Here is a 20,012-nt window from a genome sequence, read left to right on the forward strand (position 1 = left end):
CTTTATTTTTCGCTGTTCTTTATATTGCCGACTACATACTGGAGAAACGTCAATGCCGTCTCGCACAGATCTCGCCAACGCCATTCGCGCGCTGAGCATGGATGCGGTTCAGAAAGCCAAATCCGGCCATCCGGGCGCCCCCATGGGTATGGCGGACATCGCCGAGGTCCTTTGGAACGACTACCTCAGCCACAACCCGTCAAACCCCAAGTGGGCCAATCGTGACCGGTTCGTGCTGTCCAATGGCCACGGCTCCATGTTGCAATATTCGTTGCTGCATCTGACCGGTTACGACGTTTCCATTGAAGACATCAAGAACTTCCGCCAACTGCACTCCAAAACGCCTGGCCATCCCGAATACGGTTACACTCCGGGCGTAGAAACAACCACGGGTCCTCTGGGGCAGGGCATTGCGAATGCCGTTGGTTTTGCGCTGGCCGAGAAAACGCTGGCGGCCCAATTCAACCGTCCCGGCCATGACATTGTCGATCACTACACCTATGCGTTCCTCGGCGACGGTTGCCTGATGGAAGGCATCTCCCATGAAGTTGCTTCACTGGCGGGCACCCTGGGCCTTGGCAAGCTGGTGATGTTCTACGACGACAACGGCATTTCCATAGATGGCGAAGTCGAGGGCTGGTTCAACGACGACACGCCAAAGCGTTTCGAAGCCTATGGCTGGCAGGTCATTCCAAAGGTCGACGGGCACAACCCCGAAGCTGTCCGCGCAGCGATTGAAGCGGCCCGCGCCAACACGGATCAGCCCACGCTGATCTGCTGCAAGACCATCATTGGTTTCGGCTCGCCGAACAAGCAGGGCACCGAAAGCTGTCATGGCGCGGCGCTGGGTGAAGACGAGGTTGAACTGACTCGCAAGGAGCTGGGTTGGTCTCACCCGGCGTTTGAAGTGCCGGACGACATCTACGCCGGATGGGATGCCAAAGAGAAAGGCGCCACGGCAGAAGCTCAGTGGAACGAGGCGTTCGCCGCCTATGAAAAGGCAGAGCCCGAACTGGCGGCCGAGTTCAAGCGTCGCATGTCCGGCGAACTGCCTGCAGATTTCTCTGAAAAAGCTCAGGCCTACATCAATGAGTGTCAGGAAAAAGGCGAGACCATCGCCAGCCGCAAGGCGTCACAGAACACCCTCAACGCCTATGGCCCGATGCTCCCGGAATTGCTGGGTGGCTCTGCGGATCTGGCCGGTTCCAACCTGACCATCTGGAACGACAGCAAGCCGCTGACCAAAGACGATGCCAATGGTAACTACGTTTACTACGGGGTTCGTGAATTCGGCATGGCTGCCATCATGAACGGTGTGGCCCTGCACGGAGGCCTGGTGCCTTACGGTGCGACTTTCCTGATCTTCATGGAATACTGCCGTAACGCTGTGCGCATGGCGGCGCTGATGAAGCAGCGTTCCATCCTGGTGTTTACCCACGATTCCATCGGCCTGGGCGAAGACGGCCCGACTCACCAGCCGATTGAGCAGCTGGCCAGCCTTCGCACCACACCGAACATGAGCACCTGGCGCCCGGCGGATACCGTCGAGTCGGCGGTGGCTTGGAAAGCGGCGCTTGAGCGCACCGATGGTCCCACGGCACTGGTGTTTTCGCGCCAGGGTCTGCCACACCAGGATCGCGACGCGACCCAGGTACAGAACATCGCCAAAGGTGGCTACATCCTGTCTGACAGCGAAGGCACGCCTGACCTGATCCTGATCTCCACCGGCGGTGAAATCGGAATCACCCAAGACGCCGCGGCCCAGTTGCGCGAAAAAGGCGCGAAGGTTCGCGTGGTATCCATGCCGAGCACGGACACCTTTGACGCCCAGAGCGCGGCCTACAAGCAGGAAGTACTGCCGCTGGAAGTGACCAACCGGGTTGCCGTCGAAGCGGGCATTGAAGACTACTGGTACAAGTACGTTGGCCTGGACGGGCGCATTGTCGGCATGAGCACCTTCGGTGAGTCGGCGCCGGCGGGTGATTTGTTCAAGGAGTTCGGCTTCACCGCCGAGAACATCGTTGCCACCGCCCAGGAACTTCTGGAAGCCTGATGACGTCGAGAGCGCCGCACCGCATTGCGATCAATGGTTTTGGCCGTATCGGTCAATGCGTGCTGCGCGCCCTCTATGAAAACAACTTTCGCGATCATCTTCAGGTTGTCGCGATCAATGAACTGGCTGACATAGACACCATCGCCCACCTCACCAAATACGACTCCACCCATGGTCGTTTCCAGGGTGACGTAGAAGTGGAGGGTGAGTCGCTGCTGGTGAATGGGGATTCGATTCGGGTGCTGCGTTGCCCGGACATCGCAGATCTACCCTGGAGCGAGCTTGGTGTGGATCTGGTGCTGGAATGCACCGGGGCCTTTTCGGATCGGCCGACGGCGGAGAAACACATCCGGGCCGGCGCCGCCAGACTCCTGTTTTCACAGCCCGCCGAATCGGATGTCGACAGGACCGTGGTTTACGGTGTGAATCACGAACAACTCCGCGCCGATGACCAGATTGTCGCTGCCGCTTCCTGCACGACCAATTGTCTGGTGCCTGTGATACAGGTGCTGGATCAAGCGTTCGGTGTGGAGCATGGCTCAACCACCACCATCCACGCCGCCATGAATGACCAGCCGGTGATCGATGCCTACCACCATCAGGATCTGCGCCGCACCCGCAGTGCGCTGCATAATATTGTGCCGGTGGAGACGGGGCTGGCCAGAGGCATCGAGCGGTTGCTACCCCACATGGAAGGGCGTTTCAGTTCGGTGGCCATGCGAGTGCCAACGCTGAACGTGTCGGCCATTGATATGGTGGTCAACGTGCGCGAATCCACATCCGTCGATGCGGTGAATGAGCTGCTGAAAAACGCAGCACAAGGGCCCTTGAAGTACATTCTGGGATACACCGACGAGCTGCTGGCCAGTTCCGACTTCAATCACGACGCCCATTCCGGCATTGTCGACGGCGGCCAGACCCGCGTGACCGGGGGCACCATGGTCAAGGTGCTGTGCTGGTTCGACAACGAATGGGGCTTCGCCAACCGAATGCTGGACGTCAGCAAAAGCTGGCTGTCTGGTCACTGAACAGAGTTATCGATCAGAGGAAGAGAAAGCATCATGGCTATCAAGAGAATGACCGACCTGGAACTTGCCGGCAAACGGGTATTGATCCGCGAGGATCTCAACGTCCCGGTTAAAAACGGCAAAGTATCCAGCGACGCCCGAATCCGTGCTTCGCTGCCTACCATCAAGGCTGCAATGGACGCGGGCGCGAAAGTCATGCTGATGTCCCACCTGGGCCGCCCGGAAGAAGGCGTTTTTGACGAAGCTTCCTCCATGAAACCCGTGGCAGATCATCTGGGTACCCTGCTTGGTAAACCTGTTCGCCTGATACCGGATTATCTGGACGGCGTTGACGTGGCAGACGGCGAAGTCGTGCTGTTTGAAAACGTCCGCTACAACAAGGGCGAAAAGAAAGACGACGAAGCACTCTCGAAAAAGTACGCCGCCCTGTGCGACATCTACGTTATGGATGCCTTCGGCACCGCCCATCGCGCCCAGGCGTCCACCCACGGCGTTGCCCGTTTCGCACCTGAAGCGTGCGCCGGCCCGCTGTTGGCCGCCGAACTGGAAGCGTTGAGCAAAGCCCTGGACAACCCGGCCAAGCCGGTAGTGGCCATTGTCGGCGGCTCCAAGGTTTCAACCAAACTGGACGTGCTGAACGCCCTGGAAAAAGTCTGCGATTCGATCATCGTCGGCGGCGGCATCGCCAACACCTTCCTGGCGGCGGCCGGTCACCCGGTTGGTAAATCCCTGTGCGAACACGACCTGATCGACACTGCCAAAGACATCGCGTCACGCGTCGAGATTCCACTGCCAGTCGATGTGGTGGTTGCCAGCGAATTCGCCGAAACCGCCCAGGCCACCACCAAGAAAATCGACGACGTCACTGAAGACGACATGATTCTGGACGTTGGCCCGGAAACTGCCTCCAAATTTGCCGGGCTGCTGAAATCTTCCAAGACCATCCTTTGGAACGGCCCGGTTGGCGTTTTTGAATTTGACCAGTTTGGCAACGGTACCCAGGCGCTGGCCAAAGCCATTGCAGAAAGCGACGCGTTTTCACTGGCCGGTGGTGGTGACACCGTGGCCGCTGTCGACAAATACGGCGTGAGCGATCAGATTTCCTATATCTCGACGGGCGGCGGCGCATTCCTGGAATTCGTCGAAGGCAAAACTCTACCAGCGGTTGCGGTGCTTGAGTCCCGCGGCGCTTAACGAACTTTTTACTATCAAGGAGATACCCCAATGGCCCTGATTTCGATGCGGCAACTACTGGATCACGCCGCCGAGCACGGATACGGCGTTCCAGCGTTTAACGTCAACAACCTGGAACAGATGCGTGCCATTATGGAAGCTGCGGATAAAACCGATTCCCCGGTGATCGTCCAGGCTTCCGCTGGCGCCCGCAAATACGCCGGTGCACCGTTTCTGCGCCACCTGATTCTGGCGGCCATTGAAGAGTTCCCTCACATTCCGGTGGTGATGCACCAGGACCACGGCACCAGCCCATCGGTTTGCCAGCGCTCGATCCAGTTGGGCTTCAGCTCGGTGATGATGGACGGTTCTCTGGGTGAAGACGGCAAGACTCCAACGGATTACGACTACAACGTGGACGTTACCCGTCGCACGGTGGAAATGGCGCATGCCTGCGGTGTTTCCGTGGAAGGCGAGCTGGGCTGCCTGGGTTCCCTGGAAACCGGTCAGGCCGGTGAAGAAGATGGCATTGGCGCCGAAGGCACGCTGGATCACAGCCAGATGCTGACGGACCCGGAAGAAGCGGCCGACTTCGTCAAGAAGACCCACGTGGACGCATTGGCCATCGCCATCGGCACCAGCCACGGTGCCTACAAGTTCACCCGTCCGCCTACCGGCGACATCCTGGCTATCGAGCAGATCAAGAAAATACACGCTCGCATTCCAGACACCCACCTGGTCATGCACGGTTCCAGTTCCGTGCCGCAGGATTGGCTGGAAATCATCAACCAGTACGGCGGCGAGATTCCAGAGACCTACGGCGTACCGGTTGAGGAAATCGTGGAAGGCATCAAGCACGGTGTGCGTAAGGTCAACATCGACACCGACCTGCGTCTGGCCAGCACCGGCGCGGTCCGTCGTTTCCTGGCGCAGAACACCGCCGAATTCGACCCGCGCAAATACCTGAAAGAGACCATGAAGGCGATGACCCAGGTGTGCGTGGACCGCTACGAGGCCTTCGGCACGGCGGGCAACGCCAGCAAGATCAAGCCGATCAACCTGGAGCGGATGTTCGAGCTCTATGCGGCCGGCGAGCTGGACCCCAAGGTCAAGTAAGGCCGAGGCCTGATCAAAGCCTGGCGACGCCCTCGCCGGGTTTTGCAACCACTGCTTCATACCCCGGAAGCTTTACATCGATGGGCGGTTCGGCGTTGTGCCAGTCGGCCGCCCACTTTACCTCCGGTGAACCGTTGGCGTTCGGCATGATGGTGATGGAAACAGTGCCGAAGCTTGTCGGCGCGGGTCCAAAGCTGATGGGCTCGTTCTGGTCCAGCCAGCGTTCCGGTATTCCACCGCAAAGTACCAGCCGTTTCCCTTCTTCCCGTACAAAACAGTTACGGACCATCAACACCCATTCGGCCGAGGCCCATACGTGGTGGCCGTCGCCCATGCAACCGCCGCGGGTGCCGGGGTGGATCGCTTCCGGCCACTGGCCGGTAGGCGAGGCCAGATCAGCCACCGAGTCCATCAGTTGCAGGTATCGTGAGTCTCCGGCCCGCAGCAGTACCTGGGCAACATGCAGGGTCAGGTAGGCGTTCAGGCCAGAATGGATCATGTCCTGGTAGAAGGCGCCGTCGACGAAACACCGTTCAAGCAGAAACTCGACACAGTCCAGCAGGCGCGGGTCATCCGGCGCGCATAGTTGGGTCGGATAGCCTGCCGCGAGCGACCCAATAGCGCCGGCATCCAGACGCCGGTACGGAGAGGCGGGCATGCCCGGACGCTTCAGCCGTTGTTGGCAGAGTTCAAGGCTGCGATCAACGGCTTTCGTGAAGTCGTCCGCATCTTCCCGAAAGCTTTGGCTTTCAGTGGGGCTACTATCGTCGAGCAGGTCTGCGGCCGCATGCAGCCCGGATATGCCCCAGAAATCATCCCAGTAGTAATAATCGTTGGGGCCCAGGTGTTCTGCGCTGAATCCAGCCGGCAGCAAACCGGCGTGGGGCGCTTTGGTTTCCTTGCGCAGGCGTTTGCGGGTAATCCAGCGGGCGCCGTCCGCGATCGGATCGTGCCAGAGTAATTCCGGGCGCCGTCCGGTGAGGTCGAAAAAGCGTTTGAGGACCCAAAGCACCTCGCCGTTTGCGTCCCATTCGCCCTCCTGAGAGCGAAAGTAACCGTCGCGGGTCTGGCGCTCAGGGAAACGGGACAGCGCACGCTCGGCACGGGACGTTAAACCAATGCCCAGCAGGGCATTGATGATGAACGCCGCATCCCGGAACCAGAAACGCTTGTAGGTAAAAGGTCCCGGGTAGACATCGTCCGGCGAGTGGAGAATCAGTGATACCACCGCCGCATCGTAGAGAAACTGGTAGCGGGGTTCCGGGCATACCAGTTGGGCATGGCCCTCCCGCTCTTTTTGCCAGGCGCTTTCGTCGGGAAGGCGGGCCTGACTCTCACTGAGTGGGATGCTGGCCGTGATTTCGCGGGTTTTGCCAGCCTTGATCGAAAAGAGCGCCGCAGCCGTGACCATGCCCACATCGCAAACGCCCTCGCTCTGATCTTCGAGGTCCGTCAGGTGAATGTGGACATCGCCGTTACGGTAATCCGATACATGGTGGCGCTCGGCAGGTTCGCTGAACGTCACCGAGCGCTTGCCATCAATTGTCCAGGCGTCCCGGTTCTCGGAGAGGCTGACCCGGTTGATGAAGCTGATTCCTTCCGGGTTCGATGGTCGCAGGGCCAGTATCACGGAACCTGCCACATCGGACTTGGCCTGCAGTCGCAGTTTGCAGACAGGAATGCCGTTTTCAATCTGTACCCAGGCACGACTGCTGAGTTCCAGGCCCTCGAGAGCGGAGTCCGTATTCACGCTGACCGTACCATGGACATCCTGCCATTGTTTCGCCTGCTTCGTTCTTGATGGCAGCAGGCAGCGACCGTCGTCGGCCATCAGCCAGCCATCCAGTGACCAGCTGTCGAAAAAGGGGGTCAGAAGTCCTCTGGGATCAACCACGGGAAGCTCGTCGCAATCTGGGTGACCGACGGCGGTCCAGTTCCGGTTGCTCAGGTTGATGTGAGTAATGGAAAACGCCCGTGGAATGAACGACGGGTCCCTGGGGTCAAACTGACGCTCGATCCAGTAGGGCCAGACCCAGTCCAGATTGTGCTGGATGACCCGGCTGTTGATCAGGCCTCGGGCATGGAAAACCACGCCAGCGCGGAGCAGCTCGATGGGTTCGCCCACTTCGGAAGGCTGGGCAAAACCGTGAAGCTTGGCCAGCAGGGCGATGGGGTCGAGGAATCCGTGTTTGCGCGCGACGTTCTTGACGACAAAGCGCCAGGGTAGCCATTTCATCCACGTCACTGTTTGATCTCCAGGGTGTGTTCTATGTCGGTGTATTTGGCCAGGGCGCGGCGAGCCAGCCTGTTCAGAAACACAACCGCTGCCACCGTGCCCGCGAAACCGGCACCATAAATTGCCCACTCCAGCGGAGAGCGGCCTGTCTCCCGAACGCCCAGAACGGTCAGATCTGCTGCAATGGACCCGAGGTAGACGTTGTGAAGTGAGAAGGGAATGAACCCGACGACAGAGCCGGCGATGAACCCCCGCAAGGAGAACTCGGTCAGGCCAAAAAAGTAGTTGGACAGTTTGCCCGGAAAGAAGGGGATCAGCCGGGTAAGCAGAACGATTTTCCAGCCGTGGGGCGTCAGTTCATCGCTCATCAGCCTGAGCCGTGCTCTGGCCATCACGAACTGTTTTGCTCGTTCACCGAGGGCGTAACGGGCAATCAGAAACGCTAGTGTGGCGCCAAGCACCGTGCCGGTCACGACATAGATCGTTCCTTCGAAGACCCCGAACACGAAGCCTGCACCGGTTGTGAACAGAAAACCTGGAAGCAGGGCAACCACGGTCACGGTCATCAGCAGGATAAACAGGACCGCAGCCCAGGTGCCCTGGGCTTCAAACCACCGAAGCATGTCCACCACCCGCTCGTGTATGCCGAGGGAATAGAGAATCGCAAGAATGGCGCCGACAAACGCAATGCTGGCAAGCATTCCGAGAATCGGAGAGCTTTTCCAGCCCGCCTTCCGTTCGAGCTCTGCTTCCTGCATAACCGGGAGTGCCCTCCTGTGTAAAAACACGCTTCTGGTAGCGCCCGCCAGGGCAACCAGAACTGCGCATTAACTACAGACAGCCTAGGGTAGGCGGCGGGGTGAAAACAAGGTAACCCGTATACATATCAATTCGGTGTCGCCCAGACCTTGTATTTCGGACATTTCCATCAAATATAAGGTGAGTAGATGTGTCAATCTGAGAACAGGTGCGAGGAAAATAATGGATTTTAAAGACTATTACGCCGTCCTAGGTGTGAGTGAGTCTGCCTCCCCCGAGGAAATCAAGAAGGCCTACCGAAAGCTGGCCCGGAAGTACCATCCGGACGTCAGCAAGGAAGAGAAAGCCGACGAGAAGTTCAAGGACGTCGGGGAGGCATATGAAGTATTGAAGGATCCGGAGAAGCGGGCCGAATACGACCAGCTCAGAAAATACGGCGCCAAAGGGGACGGTTCGTTTGATCCACCGCCCGGTTGGCAGAGTGCGTCAGGCTTTGGCGGCGGTGGTTACACCGAAGCCGATGCCCGGCAATTCAGTGATTTCTTCGAGGAGATCTTCGGCGGTGGCCGTGGCGCGGCCGAAGGTTTCGGCGGTTTTGGAGGGCGTCGTCAGTCCATGCGCATGCGGGGTGAAGACGTTCACTCCAGGCTTGCGCTGTTCCTGGAAGAAGCCTATCAGGGCTGTGATAAGCAGGTTTCGTTCAACGTCCAGGAAGTGAATGACCAGGGCCAACTGGTGCAGCGCAGGAAGACGCTCAATGTGAAGATTCCTGCTGGTATGAAAGAGGGCCAGCATATTCGCCTGAAAGGGCAGGGTGCACCGGGTATTGGTGGTGGCGATGCCGGTGACCTGTTTATTGAAGTGGAGTATGCCCCGCATCCGCACTTCACGGTCGAAGGCCAGGATATTCTGGTGACAGTGCCGGTCACACCCTGGGAAGCTGCGCTGGGTGCTACCATCACAGTGCCTACGGTTACGTCCAAGGTAAGCCTGAAAGTGCCCAAGGGGTCATCGGGCGGCCGTAAACTTCGGCTTCGCGGTAAGGGGCTGCCTGGAAAACATCCCGGCGACCAGATCGTGGTGCTTCAGATCGTCATGCCCGACAGGCATTCCGAGAAAGCCGAGGAGCTTTACAAGGAACTGGCCGAAGAAGAAAAACAGTTCAACCCGCGCAGCAAGCTGCACGTTTAATCCGGAGGCACAATCATGACTCGACATGATAAATCACTGACCGTTGAATTGAGCGACACCGCCGGAACCTTCAGCCTCCACGAAATCTGCGAAAGAGGCGGATGCCATGCAGAATTCGTCATCAAACTGGTGAATTATGGAGTGATTGCGCCAGTGGAAGAGACGACAGAAAGCAGACAATGGCAATTTGATCTGCAGACTCTGGCCAGGTTACGTAAAGCGATGCGATTGCAGCGGGATCTGAAAATGAACCTGCCAGGGCTGGCCATGTCCCTCGAGCTTCTGGACGAAGTTCAGGACATGCGTCGGGAGCTGGATCGCCTTCATCGTCAATTAGAGCAGTTCATGGAAAAGCCGTAGCAGTCGCTACGACTTTTCCAGTGCCTGTATCTCCTGATAAATCTTGTCCGCCTCTTCCATCAGCGTGCCATGGGTGCGCAAATCTCCGTTACGTTGTGATTCAAGCGCCTTCTGTAATTTCGCCTCGTAGGCTTTCTGCAATTTCTTTTTAGGATCACCTTTCAAAAAATCGAACATAACGTCACCTGCTTCGTTTGGATGTTGATGAATTTACGAGGTCAGGTCAGGAAAGTTCACGTTGCCAGCGCAGGCGTCGATCACTTTTCCTCTACAGGCTGAAAATAATCCTACAAAACACTGGACATCTACAAAAATTGGGAATAAATTCCCAAATATAGGTTTGGGAAAATTATCCCAGAAAAGTGGGTGGCCGCTGTTAGACCACCGTTGAGTGTGAAAACAAGCCTGGAGAATAGAGATGAAAGCGAATCATTTAGCCGTCGCCGTAAAACTGGCCTTATTCGGCGTTGTGGCCGGAACACTCACTGCCTGTGGTGGCAGCTCTGGCGGCTCATCAGACGGTACGGCATCGTCTGGTACCAGCATTGGTGCGGTGTCAGGATTTGGAAGTGTGTATGTCAACGGCACCCGATTCCGCACCAATGGCAACGTAAAGAGTGACGACGGCTTCGAGCGGGAGGATCAGCTTGAAAAGGGCATGATCGTCAAGGTCAGCGGTAGCTGGGATGACAGCGGAGAGGGAGAGGCCAATGAGATCGAGTACGACGATACCCTGCGTGGTCCTTTGCAGTCAGCCAGTTGGGACGATGTCGCCAAATCGGGTGAATTGAGCATTGCCGGCCTGGTGGTGCAGCTGGATGGCCAGACCGTGTTCCGCGGTGCAACGGTGGATCAGCTTGCGGCTAACCCGACGGCGTATCGAGTCAGAGTGAGCGCCTGGCCGCTAGCCAATGGTGAATTCCGCGCCAGTTTCGTCGGCGCAGCAACGCTGGGCAGTGGCCTGCGCTTTGATGACGAGCATGAGGTGGAGATCAAAGGCGTAGTTGCTAACCATTCCAGCGCTGCTCAGACATTCACCATCAATGGCCTGCAGGTGGATTATACCAGCGCGCTGCCGGACGATGACTTTTCCCTCGACGAGATCACCAATGGACTGGGTGTGGAAGTTGAAGGAGCTTTGGTCGGCGGAGTGCTCATAGCCGGAAAGATCGACGACGAGGACGATTTCTTTGGCTTGTCGGGTGATGTGGAAATCCAGGGCGCCATCGAAGGCCCCTATGATGAGGTACTTCGCCAGTTCGTGGTCAACGGCGTGACCGTGCAAGTCGGCAATACCGAGTTCGAGGATGGGCTGCAGGAGGCGGATCTGGTCCAGGGGCTGCTGGTGAAAGTTGAGGGCCGGTTTAACAGCCAGAACCTTCTGGTGGCTCGCGAAATCGAACCCAGGGATGGGGATTCCGAAGTGGAAGCCCGCATCGAGTCGATCGATCGCACCAATGAAACCATGGTTGTGGGCGGTGTCAGGGTTGCGCTGACCAGCAGTACCACCATTGAGGATGACGCTGACGACACCCGGTTACGGACGGCCGATCTGGAATCACTTCAGCCAGGGGATTTTGTTGAAGTGGAAGGCCGCTTCCGGGCTCAGGACGGTGTGCTCGAAGCGGTAAGCGTCGAGCGTGATGACCCCGAGGGCGAGTATGAGCTGGATGGCCGTGTTACCGGGAACACCGGCTCTACCATCACTGTATTGGGTCTGGAACTGATTGCTGGTGGTCTTGGCAGTTTTGACGGCTTCGGCGTCGGGTCAGCGGTGGAAATTGACTACGTAAGGACCGCTGGGGGCGACTACCAGGTGATCGAGATCGAATTTGAGGATTGAGATGACCTTTAGGTGGCCATGGGAATATAATCCCAAACATGACAAATACGAATCCGCTCCATCAAGCTCTGTACCGTGTCCTGCGCCCGCTGGCCAGGCTGCTGCTTCGCAACGGCATTCCGTTCGGGGAGTTTTCCGAACTCGTCAAAAAGGCCTATGTGGACGCGGCCTTTGAAGATTTCACGGATGGCCGGCGCAAGCCCACAGATTCAAAGGCCGCCGTTTTGACGGGGCTGACCCGCAAAGAGGTGAAAAAGCAGCGGGAGATCCTGTGGGGTGAACACTCGGGAAGCCGGGTTGGCACGCACGCCAACCGGGCCTCCCGAGTGGTGTCTGGCTGGGTGCATGACGCTGCCTTCCACAACGGCAAGGGCGAACCGGCGCCGCTGCCATTCGATGGCCCGATAAGCTTCAGTGGACTGGTCAAACAGTACAGCGGGGATATGCCGCCGAGGGCCGTTCTGGATGAATTGCAGAGGGTCGGTGTGGTGTCTGAAGTTGAGGGCACCGGTGAGCTGGCATTACGCAAGCGCGCCTATGTACCTGCAGGTGACAGCGAAGAGATGCTGCAGATTTTTGGAGAGGACGTGTCGGATCTCATTGCCACCATTGATCGCAATCTGGTCAGTGATGAATCAGGCCAGCCACCACTGTTTCAGCGGACGCTGACTTACAACAACATTCCTCCGGAGGTGATGGATCGCTGGCGCCAACACGCCGCGGCTCGATCCCAGGAATTACTGGAGGAACTGGACTCATGGCTTGGGCCGCAGGACCGGGATATTTCCGGCCGCAACGGCGGCGGCAAACCAACGGAATCGGTACGCACGGGTGTGAGTGTCTTCTTCTTTGAAGAATCCTCAAGTACCGCACCCGGCGGAATTGAGAGAGAAAACTCATGAAACAGTCAACGCGCTCTCAAGCGCAACCTCCAGTGCAATCTCAATCACAATCTCCGGCTCACCGTTGGTTATTGGGTCTCGCGGGGGGGCTGGTCGTTCTGGGGACACTCTCTGCCTGCGGTGGCGGCACGGGCGCCGGAGGTCTGGATGTTGCGGAAGGGGGCATACGCGGCACGGGCTCAAGCGTCGGGCCGGTGTCCGGTTTTGGCAGCGTGTTCCTCAACGGTGTGGAATTCTCGACCGATGGCATTCTCAACCGCGCGGTGGAGAGCGACGATGGCATTTCCACGGAGTCCGAACTCAGTGAAGGCATGATTCTGCGCATTGAAGGCCAGTGGCTTCAGAATGGGCAGGGCGTGGCCGACGAAATGCACTACGACGACACATTGCGGGGACCGATTGATGCCATAGCCCCTGACTCCAGTGGTGAGTTCGTGACATTGACGGTAATGGGGCAGACGGTGCGCGTGGATCGCCAGACAGTGATCCGTGGCACAACCTATACCAACCTGCTGGCAGGTTCGGGTGTCGGCGATCATGTGCGCGTCAGTGCCTGGCGCCAGGCAGACGGTACCTATCGGGCAGGATACGTCGGCGTTCTTGCGCCGGACCTGAACAACATTGAACTGGAAGGCAGCGTTTCCTCTGTTGATACGTCACTCGACCAGTTCTCTATCGGTACCATTACGGTCGAGTACGATGACGGCACCGTGATGTTTGGTTCCGGGCTGACGGAGGCCGATCTGAACTCGGCCGAGGTCCTGGAGGTGGAGGGCAGCCTGTCTGGCAACACCCTGTTTGCTGTCTCGATTGATCGTGATGATGCTCGCCGCTTCCGCCGTGGTGGAACGGATGACATTGAGCTGACGGCCACCATCAGTTCCTCCTACACGCCATCCGGTGCCGCATCGCTGCCAGGCGAATTCACAGTTGGCGATCTGACCATTCAGGTGACCAGTGCCACAGAACTGGAGGACGGCCTCGATCTGGCGGATCTGACCGCGGGCGTTCTGGTGCAGGTAGAGGGTGAGTTTCTGTCGGATAGCCTCGTTATGGCCGAAGAAATCGAGTTCCGTGAGGGGAATTCGAAAGTCAAAGGCGTGGTGTCGTCTATCGACAATGACCGCTTGTTTATTGGCGGCGTGGAAGTTCGGGTAACGTCTTCCACCATTCTCGTCGTCGAGGATGGGACGGATGTCTCTTTGGCAACCTTGCCGGTCGGCTCCACCACCGTTGAGGTAGAGGGTGTCGAAACGGAGCAGGGCGCTGACGTGTTCATTCGTGCGTTAAAAATGGAAGTGGACAGCGAAGCTGAGGATCTGAACGATCGGAATCAGTTCGAACTGGAAGGCCAGTTGCGGGACATTTCCCAGATTCCCGGCACTATTTCCATCCTTGGCGTTCGGATGAACGACAACGGGGCCGATTATGACAACGTACCGCGGGGCACAATCGTCACGAACTTCCAGAACGACGAGACTGTCGTGCTGGATGTCGAATACACGGGTTCAGTTTCGGGATTTTCAGCCGATAGGATCAAACTTGAGGAAAGCGAAGCCGACTGACCGGGAATGGTCACGAATTTAAACGATCATTTCGGCCTGGGTTTTGCTATACGTTAAGGAAATCACACGTCGCAGGGAAATAGCTGACATTCAGGCAGGATGCTGAAGGCACCATTTAGCGGAGTTTCCATGTCCCTTAGTTTCCTCAAGAAGTTGTTCGTCAGTCGGCTGCTTCGGCCCGTGTTTCTCATTCTGATCATCGCCGGCGTCATCCAGGTGATTGCCAGCCAGTGGCTGATCAGCAGCCAGGTTGACCAACTGGTCGGAACAGCGGGCAGCGCACTGGAAGAAAGCAGTCGGCAGGTAAACGCTTCCTTTGCAGAAACCCGAAACGACGTCCGTGACCGCCTGGCGGCCATGCAGCAGCGCACGGTTGAAGAGCTTTCGGGTGAACTTACCCGCCAGCAGGTTGCCCAGCAGGAGCGGGTGGCCAGTAACGTGCGTGAAGCGGTCATGAGCGAAGCCCAGGGGCTGGCGGACGTTCTGGCGGCTGTCGCAGCGCCGCTGATATGGGACCGCGATATCCCGAAGCTGACCGGACTGGTCGAGCTTGCGGATGCCAGAGAGTCTGTGCTTTTCGCGGTCTATTACGATCAGTACGGCGACCGGCTGACCCGCTATGTGGATCGCAGGGACGACCGGGTACGCACCTTAATGGATCAGGGGGAAGGCCGTGGTGCAGCCAACAAAGTGTTGGACGCTGCCAGTCGTGACCCTAACGTGGTGATTATTACCGCTGACATCAAACCTCAGGGCACCGCCATTGGCCAGCTAAAAATGGGCCTGTCACTCGAGGGTATCAATCGGGACCTCAAGGTTCTGGAAGAAGAATTTACGGCCACCATCAATGGCAGCATAGAGGCACTGAACCAGACCCTTGAATCTGAAACCGATGTGGTGAATCAGCGCCTTCAGGAACAGCTCGCCGTGATGGGCAAAAATACCCAATCCAGAATTGCGGGCACCGTTCAGGCGCTGGACAAAGAAGCCACTGGCCTGACGGACAAACTGTCGCTGTTTTCGATTTTCTCTGGAATAGCGCTGGTGCTCCTAGTGGCCGCCATTCTTGGCGGTGGCTTGCTGCCGAAAGTGTTGCGTTTGAACTCGGCGATCTGGGGTGTTGCAGACGGTGAAGCCGATCTGACCCGTCGAGTATCGTTGAAAGGCAAAGATGAGCTCACCGACATGGCACAGGGTATGAACCAGTTCATTGCCCGCATCCAGAGCCTGGTGTCCGAAGTGACATCGTCTGCTAACACGGCAGTGGAAAGGGCGCGCGAACAGGGAGATCTGAGCCGGCAGGCGGTCTCCGCGGTGAACAAGCAACAGTCTGAAGTGGCCCAGGTATCTGAGGTCATGGACAGCATGTCAGGCAGCATCGCCGAAGTCGCTGACAGCATCCAGGAAGTGGCAGGAGAGGTTAAGAACGTCAACGCCGAGAGTGAGGCAACGGCCTCTATTTCCCGGGACGTGCGCGAACGGCTGGATCAGGTTGTCCGCAAAGTGCAGCAGGCGGTTGAAGCGGTGAATGATCTTGATCAGAAGAGCAGCGAGATTGATTCGGTGCTTGGCGTCATCCGCTCGATTGCCGAGCAGACCAATCTGCTGGCGTTGAATGCGGCTATTGAAGCGGCCCGTGCTGGCGAGTCCGGGCGGGGGTTTGCAGTGGTTGCCGATGAAGTGCGCAGCCTGGCCAGTCGAACCCAGGAATCCACCACGGAAATCAATGGCATCATCGAGCGCCTGCAACAGGGCAGCCAGCAAGCGGTAACGGCCATAGAAGGGGTGTCCGCTGATGTGTCTGCATCGTCCACGGAATTTCACGAGGCCGATGAACATTTTGAAAAAATCCACCAGCTTCTCGGAAACCTTCAGAGCCGCGCGCTGGAGATTTCTTCCACCGCTGGGGAGCAGGGCAGGAATGCCGGTGAGGTCAGCGTGAACGTCAATCACATTGCCACCTTGTTCGGCGAGACCGTTGAGGCGATTGAGCGTTCAGACCGTGCCAGCACCCAGATCGGTGAAACCCTGGACGGCCTCAAGGCCAGTGCCGCCCAGTTCAAAATCTGAATCAGGTCTTGTTAGTTCGGGCCGCATAGCCTTGCTTTCGCGGCCTGATATTCCTTTCGGATCCGCGTTACAAGATCCGCAGTGGGCAAAACATCGTTTATCTGGCTGACTCCGTGTCCGGCAGACCACACGGTTTTCCAGGCTTTCGCCTCGTCGTCCATGGGTTTCAGTTTCTCGCCATAATCAATGTCACCGGCCTGATTGAGCTTGTCCATCGGGTAGCCGGCCGCCTCCAGGCTCTGGCGCATGAAATTGGCCGGGATGCCAGACACCGCGGGCGTATGAATAATGTCACCGGACCCGGCTTCAATGATCATGTTCTGATACGCGGCTTCTGCCTGGGACTCGGTGGTATTGATAAATCTCGTGCCGAGGTAACACAGGTCTGCGCCCATAGCCTGGGCGGCCAGAATGTCCTCGCCCTTTGAAAGCCCGCCCGCGAGCAGGATCATGCCATCGAAAACCTCGCGGATTTCGTGAACCAGCACAAACGGATTGGTGGTTCCGGCGTGCCCACCCGCTCCGGCGGATACCGCGATAATACCGTCTACGCCCGCTGCCGCCGCCTTTCTGGCGTGCTTCTGGTTGGTAACGTCGTGGAACACCAGGCCACCATAACTGTGCACCGCTTCGGTCACTTTCGTGGCCGCGCCCAGAGAGGTGATCACAATGGGCACCTGATGTTTCACACAGAGCTCCAGATCAGCCTCCCAACGTGGGTTGGTGTTGTGCACGATCAGATTGACGGCGTAGGGTGCGATGGTTCGTTCCGGATTATCGCTGCGAAACCTCGCCAGCTCGTCGTTCATCCGGATCAACCAGGATTCAAAACCGTCGCTGCTGCGCTGGTTAAGTGCCGGGAAGCTGCCTACAATCCCCTGTTTGCAGCAGGCGATGGCAAGATCGGGGCCAGAGATCAGAAACATCGGCGCGGCGACCAATGGCAGGTCAAGATTGGCTTCCAGAGAGGTTGGCAGTGGCATAACGAAGACCTTACAGGGGTTGATGGCTGATGGAACTTTATAGGGCTTTCAAGATCTTAGCCCGCCTGGGTTACAGTGCAACATAACGATAACACGCAAGGAGTCAGGGTATGGGTGAAGCAAAACGCCGCAAACAAACCGGTCAGCAGGCACCGAAAGGATCCGGAGGTGGCCAGAAGCCATTGATCATTGCTCTCGGGGTCGGGGTAGTCGCGCTGATCGTCGCGATTCTGTATTTCGTAACGGCGGCGCCTGAACCTACCTCGGACGAACTCCCTACTGCCGCGCCGAACGCCTCGCCGTTTCCTGCCCAGCAGGATGAGTATGGTGTGTCCATTGGCGATGAGGATGCCCCGGTCGTGGTGCGCGAATTTGCCGACTATCAGTGCCCGGCCTGCCAGCGTTTCGCCAGCGCGACCAAAAAGCTGAAAGAGCAGTATGTGGCCTCTGGCCAGGTGCGTTTCGTGTATTTCGACCTCCCTCTGCAGCAACACCAGAATGCCATGCCGGCGGCTATGGCAGCCCGTTGCGCCGGAGATCAGAACAGCTATTGGGAGATGCACGATATGCTCTTCGACAATCAGCTCGAGTGGAGCGGTTCCAGTAGCCCGGCTGAAACGTTCGAGCGTTATGCGGACGATCTGGGGCTGGAAATCCGCCGCTTCAATCGGTGCATGGAAACCGATTTGCACCTTGAAGACATTGAACAGAGTAGGCGCACTGCGGTCCAGCTTCGGGTCACCAGCACGCCGACGGTGATGGTAGACAATATTCGGCTGACCCGTCCCGGCTGGGGTCAACTGTCTGCCGTGGTTGAAAGGGAGCTGGCCAGGTAGGTCTGACCGAGTAGCGCAATGAGGGCCGGATTCGATAGAATACGGCCCGCTCCCAGACAGCGGAAATAAACACATGCTCCGGATTTACGATCCGGCTCGCAGGAGATCATTTACCATGAGCCAGAACATTGTGGTCTGCGCGCTCTATAAGTTCGCAGTGCTTAACGATTACCAATCCCTTCGTGAACCCCTTCTGAACCTGATGCTTGAGCAGGACGTGCACGGCACCTTGCTGCTTGCCCGCGAGGGCATTAACGGCACCATCGCCGGATCCCGCCAGGGCATCGATGCCGTGAAAGGCTGGCTGGCATCAGACAGCCGCTTTGAAGGCATCGACTATAAAGAATCCTTCGTGGACATCCAGCCGTTCAAACGCACCAAGGTGAAGCTGAAGAAAGAAATCGTCACCATGGGCGTAGACGGTATTGATCCAAAGCGCATCGTCGGAACCTATGTCGAGCCAAAGGACTGGAACGAGCTGATTTCAGACCCCGAAGTCTTCGTGGTGGATACTCGCAACCAGTATGAGGTGGAAATCGGCTCCTTCGAAAATGCCCGGAATCCATCAACGGATACCTTCCGCGAATTCCCGGAATACGTGAAACAGAATATGGACCCGTCTCGTCACAAGAAGGTAGCCATGTTCTGTACCGGCGGAATCCGCTGCGAAAAGTCGACGGCCTATCTGAAAGAACAGGGCTTTGATGAGGTGTATCACCTCAAGGGTGGCATCCTGAAATACCTGGAGGACGTACCTGAGCAAGAGAGCCTTTGGCACGGAGAGTGCTTTGTCTTTGATGACCGGGTAACGGTGAATCACCGTCTGGAGCGGGGCGATTACGACCAGTGCCACGCCTGTCGGCGCCCGATCACTGAGCAGGACAAGCAGCGGCCGGAGTATGAGCAGGGTGTCAGCTGCCACCAGTGCATTGATTCACTGACCGAAGACCAGAAGGCCCGTTTTGCCGAACGTGAGCGCCAGATTCGCCTGGCGGAGCAACGCGGCGAAGTGCACGTCGGCGGAGAGGCCGCGCGCCTCATTGAGGAGCGCAAGGCCCGGAAACGGGCAGAGCAGGAACGTCAGGCCAGGCAGAGTGCTCGTGGAGAGCAAAGAAGCAGCGGGGCCTGAGTATCGGTACACCGAACCGGGAGTGTTCATGGATCTGAGAAAAGTCATGGGTGTTTGTCTTGGCCTGTTGATGCCATTGACGGTTCAAAGTCAGGAAGAGACGGACACCTGGCAAGGCGAGGCCGAAGTCGGCGCGCTGATCACCTCCGGCAATACGGAAGAAACCAACATCAAAAGCCGCTTCGCGGTAAAGCACGAAGTGGCCAAGTGGCGGAATAACGCCGAAATCAGAACCAATTATTCGGAAACAGCTGATAACACCACGGCCGAAAAATACCGGTTGGTGTCGGAATCTGACTACAAGTTTTCCGAGCGGCAGTTCTGGTTTGTGCGGGGGTTTTACGAAGACGATCGTTTTTCGGGTTACGAGTTTCGGTCCTCATTGACCACCGGTTACGGTAACCGGGTCTGGTCCGAAGGCAAACGCTCCTTCCTGGATATCACCCTGGGCGCCGGTTATCGACTGGATAAACTGGAGGTCCCGAACAGCGAAGGTACCAAGGACGAGGACGATCTGATTGGCCGTCTGGCGGCCCAGTATGATCAGGCGATGTCAGAAACGGCGTTGTTCCGCCAGCAGGTGAGTGCGGAACGAGGCTTCGATACCGACAGCACGTTGATTGAATCGGAGACGTCCCTGCAGGCAAACATTGTGGGTAGTCTCTCGATGAAGGCGGCCTACCGGGTGCAGTACTTTTCGGAACCGCCGGCTGAGGCAGAGAAAACGGATACCGAGCTGTCTGTATCGCTGCTCTACGGTTTCTGATG

Annotated in this window: 17 protein-coding genes; 13 read left to right on the plus strand and 4 right to left on the minus strand. The window is 57.7% G+C overall.

Translation table 11 applies throughout. The annotated features are described in order from the left end of the window. The first annotated feature begins 52 nt into the window (after positions 1 to 52). From tkt to fba, 4 genes are read left to right on the plus strand one after another with little or no spacing between them, the layout of a single operon-like run. Positions 53 to 2,053, plus strand: a complete 2,001-nt coding sequence (gene tkt, locus QLQ17_RS04810; RefSeq protein ID WP_283208402.1) for a transketolase — start codon at positions 53 to 55, stop codon at positions 2,051 to 2,053. Next, positions 2,053 to 3,081, plus strand: a complete 1,029-nt coding sequence (gap, locus tag QLQ17_RS04815) for a type I glyceraldehyde-3-phosphate dehydrogenase (RefSeq protein WP_283208403.1) — start codon at positions 2,053 to 2,055, stop codon at positions 3,079 to 3,081. The genes tkt and gap overlap by 1 nt, the downstream gene beginning before the upstream one ends. Positions 3,082 to 3,114: 33 nt before the next feature. Beyond that, the gene (locus QLQ17_RS04820) at positions 3,115 to 4,275 is read left to right on the plus strand and encodes a phosphoglycerate kinase (RefSeq protein ID WP_283208404.1); all 1,161 of its coding nucleotides are present in this window, start codon (positions 3,115 to 3,117) and stop codon (positions 4,273 to 4,275) included. A 30-nt stretch (positions 4,276 to 4,305) separates the two neighbouring features. Then, positions 4,306 to 5,370, plus strand: coding sequence for a class II fructose-bisphosphate aldolase (gene fba, locus QLQ17_RS04825; RefSeq protein ID WP_283208405.1), 1,065 nt, complete (start codon positions 4,306 to 4,308; stop codon positions 5,368 to 5,370). Positions 5,371 to 5,383: 13 nt separating this feature from the next. Here the strand turns inward: fba and QLQ17_RS04830 are convergent, their stop codons facing one another. Together QLQ17_RS04830 and QLQ17_RS04835 are read right to left on the minus strand one after the other, a co-directional pair. After that, complete coding sequence (locus QLQ17_RS04830; RefSeq protein WP_283209047.1) at positions 5,384 to 7,606, minus strand: hypothetical protein; 2,223 nt, start codon at positions 7,604 to 7,606, stop codon at positions 5,384 to 5,386. Positions 7,607 to 7,611: 5 nt separating this feature from the next. Then, on the minus strand, positions 7,612 to 8,364 hold the full coding sequence (locus tag QLQ17_RS04835) for a TVP38/TMEM64 family protein (protein WP_283208406.1): 753 nt from the start codon (positions 8,362 to 8,364) through the stop codon (positions 7,612 to 7,614). A gap of 223 nt (positions 8,365 to 8,587) precedes the next feature. Between QLQ17_RS04835 and QLQ17_RS04840 the strand changes: the two genes are divergently transcribed. Beyond that, complete coding sequence (locus QLQ17_RS04840) at positions 8,588 to 9,556, plus strand: DnaJ C-terminal domain-containing protein (protein ID WP_283208407.1); 969 nt, start codon at positions 8,588 to 8,590, stop codon at positions 9,554 to 9,556. Between the two features lie 15 nt (positions 9,557 to 9,571). Continuing rightward, positions 9,572 to 9,916, plus strand: coding sequence for a chaperone modulator CbpM (locus QLQ17_RS04845; protein WP_283208408.1), 345 nt, complete (start codon positions 9,572 to 9,574; stop codon positions 9,914 to 9,916). Between the two features lie 6 nt (positions 9,917 to 9,922). Here the strand turns inward: QLQ17_RS04845 and QLQ17_RS04850 are convergent, their stop codons facing one another. Then, positions 9,923 to 10,093, minus strand: coding sequence for a DUF6435 family protein (locus tag QLQ17_RS04850; protein ID WP_283208409.1), 171 nt, complete (start codon positions 10,091 to 10,093; stop codon positions 9,923 to 9,925). A gap of 241 nt (positions 10,094 to 10,334) precedes the next feature. Between QLQ17_RS04850 and QLQ17_RS04855 the strand changes: the two genes are divergently transcribed. The 4 genes from QLQ17_RS04855 to QLQ17_RS04870 all read left to right on the plus strand — a co-directional run bounded on the left by QLQ17_RS04855 (position 10,335) and on the right by QLQ17_RS04870 (position 16,296). Next, positions 10,335 to 11,759 carry a DUF5666 domain-containing protein gene (locus QLQ17_RS04855; protein ID WP_283208410.1) on the plus strand — a complete coding sequence of 475 codons (1,425 nt, stop codon included), beginning with the start codon at positions 10,335 to 10,337 and terminating at the stop codon, positions 11,757 to 11,759. Between the two features lie 38 nt (positions 11,760 to 11,797). Continuing rightward, positions 11,798 to 12,661, plus strand: coding sequence for a DUF6502 family protein (locus tag QLQ17_RS04860; protein WP_283208411.1), 864 nt, complete (start codon positions 11,798 to 11,800; stop codon positions 12,659 to 12,661). After that, positions 12,658 to 14,226 (plus strand): DUF5666 domain-containing protein, encoded by a 1,569-nt coding sequence (locus QLQ17_RS04865; protein WP_283208412.1) that lies wholly within the window; start codon positions 12,658 to 12,660, stop codon positions 14,224 to 14,226. Before QLQ17_RS04860 ends, QLQ17_RS04865 begins: the two co-directional genes overlap by 4 nt. 129 nt (positions 14,227 to 14,355) lie before the next feature. After that, a complete protein-coding gene (locus QLQ17_RS04870) occupies positions 14,356 to 16,296 on the plus strand; it encodes a methyl-accepting chemotaxis protein (RefSeq protein ID WP_283208413.1) in 1,941 nt (646 codons plus the stop codon). A gap of 11 nt (positions 16,297 to 16,307) precedes the next feature. Here the strand turns inward: QLQ17_RS04870 and QLQ17_RS04875 are convergent, their stop codons facing one another. Next, positions 16,308 to 17,279: an NAD(P)H-dependent flavin oxidoreductase gene (locus QLQ17_RS04875; RefSeq protein WP_283208414.1), complete on the minus strand. Its 972-nt coding sequence runs from the start codon at positions 17,277 to 17,279 to the stop codon at positions 16,308 to 16,310. A gap of 110 nt (positions 17,280 to 17,389) precedes the next feature. Between QLQ17_RS04875 and QLQ17_RS04880 the strand changes: the two genes are divergently transcribed. The 3 genes from QLQ17_RS04880 to QLQ17_RS04890 all read left to right on the plus strand — a co-directional run bounded on the left by QLQ17_RS04880 (position 17,390) and on the right by QLQ17_RS04890 (position 20,010). Beyond that, positions 17,390 to 18,115 carry a DsbA family protein gene (locus QLQ17_RS04880; protein WP_283208415.1) on the plus strand — a complete coding sequence of 242 codons (726 nt, stop codon included), beginning with the start codon at positions 17,390 to 17,392 and terminating at the stop codon, positions 18,113 to 18,115. A 115-nt stretch (positions 18,116 to 18,230) separates the two neighbouring features. Beyond that, positions 18,231 to 19,244 (plus strand): oxygen-dependent tRNA uridine(34) hydroxylase TrhO, encoded by a 1,014-nt coding sequence (gene trhO / locus QLQ17_RS04885; RefSeq protein ID WP_283208416.1) that lies wholly within the window; start codon positions 18,231 to 18,233, stop codon positions 19,242 to 19,244. 28 nt (positions 19,245 to 19,272) lie between these two features. Next, positions 19,273 to 20,010 carry a DUF481 domain-containing protein gene (locus QLQ17_RS04890; RefSeq protein WP_283208417.1) on the plus strand — a complete coding sequence of 246 codons (738 nt, stop codon included), beginning with the start codon at positions 19,273 to 19,275 and terminating at the stop codon, positions 20,008 to 20,010. Positions 20,011 to 20,012 lie beyond the last annotated feature (2 nt).

It is taken from the genome of Marinobacter sp. CHS3-4 (assembly GCF_030053415.1).
In the GTDB taxonomy this organism is placed as follows: domain Bacteria; phylum Pseudomonadota; class Gammaproteobacteria; order Pseudomonadales; family Oleiphilaceae; genus Marinobacter.